The sequence below is a fragment of the Limnofasciculus baicalensis BBK-W-15 genome, from assembly GCF_024178385.1.
Classification (GTDB): Bacteria; Cyanobacteriota; Cyanobacteriia; order Cyanobacteriales; family Coleofasciculaceae; genus Limnofasciculus; species Limnofasciculus baicalensis.
This window is the reverse complement of the sequence record NZ_JAMZMM010000545.1, coordinates 1-2,963: the sequence shown is the minus strand read 5'-3', so window position 1 is coordinate 2,963 and position 2,963 is coordinate 1. Positions and strand designations below refer to the sequence as shown.

At 44.9% G+C, this 2,963-nt stretch carries 1 protein-coding gene; it reads left to right on the top strand.

Annotated features, from left to right (window positions below):
• The coding region (gene cobN, locus NJ959_RS27905) for a cobaltochelatase subunit CobN (RefSeq protein ID WP_254015025.1) at positions 1-2,963 on the top strand (2,963 nt) is incomplete at both ends.

Genomic DNA, 2,963 nt, shown 5'->3' with positions numbered 1-2,963 from the left:
CATTATTTGGCGGGAAATACAGCACCAATTGATGCTCTTTGTCAAGCTTTAACTGAAAGAAAGTTAACTCCTGTACCTATATTTGTCTCGTCTTTACAAGATGCGGAAGTACAAGCTACGCTCATAGACTATTTTCATCCTCAAGAGGGGGCGGGGATTGAGTTATTATTGGCGACAACGAGTTTCTCTGTGGCGAAATTAGATAGTGAAACACCGGAGTTATCTTTGTGGAAACAACTGGATGTTCCAGTTTTTCAGGTTATCCTCAGTGGTGGTACTATTGAACAGTGGAATGGACAGTTTCAGGGATTAACGCCGAGGGATACGGCGATGAATGTGGCGTTACCAGAGGTTGATGGCAGGATTATTACTCGTGCGGTTTCTTTTAAGTCGGTGAAAACCTGGCATCCTTTGTTGGAAACTGATGTGGTAGTCTATGAACCAGTACGCGATCGCATTGAGTTTGTGGCAGACTTAGCTCTAAACTGGATAAAATTGCGCCAAACTCCAGTACAGTCAAGACGAATTGCTCTAATTTTAGCTAATTATCCCAACCGCGATGGACGGATTGCTAATGGGGTAGGCTTAGATACACCCGCCAGTTGTGTGGAAATTCTCAATGCTTTGCAGGCATCTGGCTATCTGGTAGAAAATATCCCCAAAACTGGGGATGAATTAATTACATTACTGACATCGGGAATTACTAACGATCCAGAAGGATGGGAGGGTCGTTTAGTTAGACAATATTTAGATGGGGATGAATATAGCGAATATTTTAATAGTTTACCATTAGCGGTGCAAAAAGGAATTTGCGATCGCTGGAGTAATGGGGAGTGGGGAGTGGGGAATGGGGAATGGGCAATGGGTAAGGAAAAACTAACAACCAACAACCAACAACCAACAACCAACAACCAACAACCAATTCCCGGTATTCAACTGGGTAATATATTTATTGGTATTCAACCATCGAGAGGGTACGATCTCGATCCATCTTTAAATTATCATGCTCCAGATTTAGAGCCAACGACCGCTTATCTAGCATTTTACTATTGGCTGCGACAAAAATTTGCGGCACAGGCTATAGTCCATGTGGGTAAACATGGTAATTTGGAGTGGTTACCTGGTAAGAGTGTGGCGCTATCAGAGAATTGTTATCCGGAAGTGGCTTTGGGGGCAATGCCTCATTTTTATCCTTTTATTGTAAACGATCCTGGTGAAGGTTCTCAGGCGAAAAGACGTTCCCAAGGGGTAATTATCGATCATCTTACGCCGCCAATGACTCGTGCTGAATTATATGGTGCTTTGCAGCAACTGGAAGGTTTGGTTGATGAGTATTATGAGGCGCAAAGTTTAGATCCTTCTAGGTTACCATTGCTGCGCGATCGCATTACTCGATTGATTGTAGAAGAAAATTTGGCAACGGATGGGGTAACGGATGTAACGGATGGGGTAACGGATGTAGCGGATGGGGTAGTGGATGTAACGGATGGGGTAGTGGATCTAACGGATGAGGGAAAGGATATTGTTAATCGCATTGATGGTTATTTGTGTGAGTTGAAGGAGGCGCAAATTAGGGATGGTTTGCATATTTTCGGGAAATGTCCAGAAGGGAGACAGTTACGGGATTTGATTGTGGCAATTGCTCGTCATCCGGGTAAGAATCGTTTGGGTTTGACTCGGGCTATTGCTAAGGATTGGGGCTGGGATTTCGATCCGCTAATTCCTGATAGTCCAAATAATTCTCTTACTTCTAATCTATCACCTCTTGCCTGCGCAGATGTCAAAAGTCAAAATATTAGAAGTGCGATTGAGGAATTAGAGGATGAAGCCGCTAAGTTAGTCGAAGAGCTAATCGCAACTAGTAACCAACAAGAGTGGGGAATGAGGAATGGGGAATGGGGAATGGAAAATAACAAACAACCAACAACAAACAACCAACTACCAACAACCAACAACCAACAACTAGAATTAGATTGGATACGCGATCGCCTTTTACCTGCACTACAACAAACTAATCAGGAAATTACCCAATTATTGCGCGGATTAGATGGGCGATATGTCCCCAGTGGGGCAGCGGGCGCACCTACTAGGGGACGACCGGAAGTACTACCTACTGGTCGTAATTTTTACTCTGTTGATATCCGTGCTATTCCTACCGAGACGGCTTGGGATGTCGGACGGAAAGCGGCTGAAGCTTTAATCGAACGTTATACTCAGGAAAATGGTGAGTATCCAAAAACACTAGGCATGTCCGTATGGGGTACGTCTACAATGCGGACAGGTGGAGACGATCTCGCGGAAGCACTCGCGTTATTGGGAGTCCGTCCGGTTTGGGATGGGTTATCTCGAAGGGTTGTAGATTTTGAAATTCTTACGCTGTCTGCGTTAGGTCGTCCTCGTGTGGATGTGACGCTGCGGATATCAGGCTTTTTTCGCGATGCCTTCCCCAATTTAATAGATTTATTTTACAACGCAGTAGTGGCTGTGTCAAGTTTAAATGAACCATTAGAGCAAAATCCGTTAGCGGCGCAAGTGCAAACAGAGACAGAGTTTTGGCAGGAAGCGGGGTTGAGTGAAGAAGAGGCAATTGTGCGATCGCGCTACCGAATTTTTGGCTCGAAACCGGGGGCTTATGGGGCGGGTTTGCAAGGGTTAATTGAAGGACAAAATTGGCAGGATGAGCAAGATTTGGCTCGGGCTTATCTGAATTGGAGTAGTTATGCTTATGGTGAAATACCCCCCTTGAAAAATGAGATACCCCCCTACCCCCCCTTATCAAGGGGGGAAAATATGGGGGAAAATATGGGGGAAAATGTTAGGGCATCTTTGCCAATTTCCAAATCAGAGGTAGGGGCGAAGCATTTGGGGGATAACTTATCGGAAAAACCCAAGATAAACAATCCAAATGCTTCGCCCTCCGAGGGCTTAAAAACACCTCTAACCCCCAATTCACCCTTAAAAAC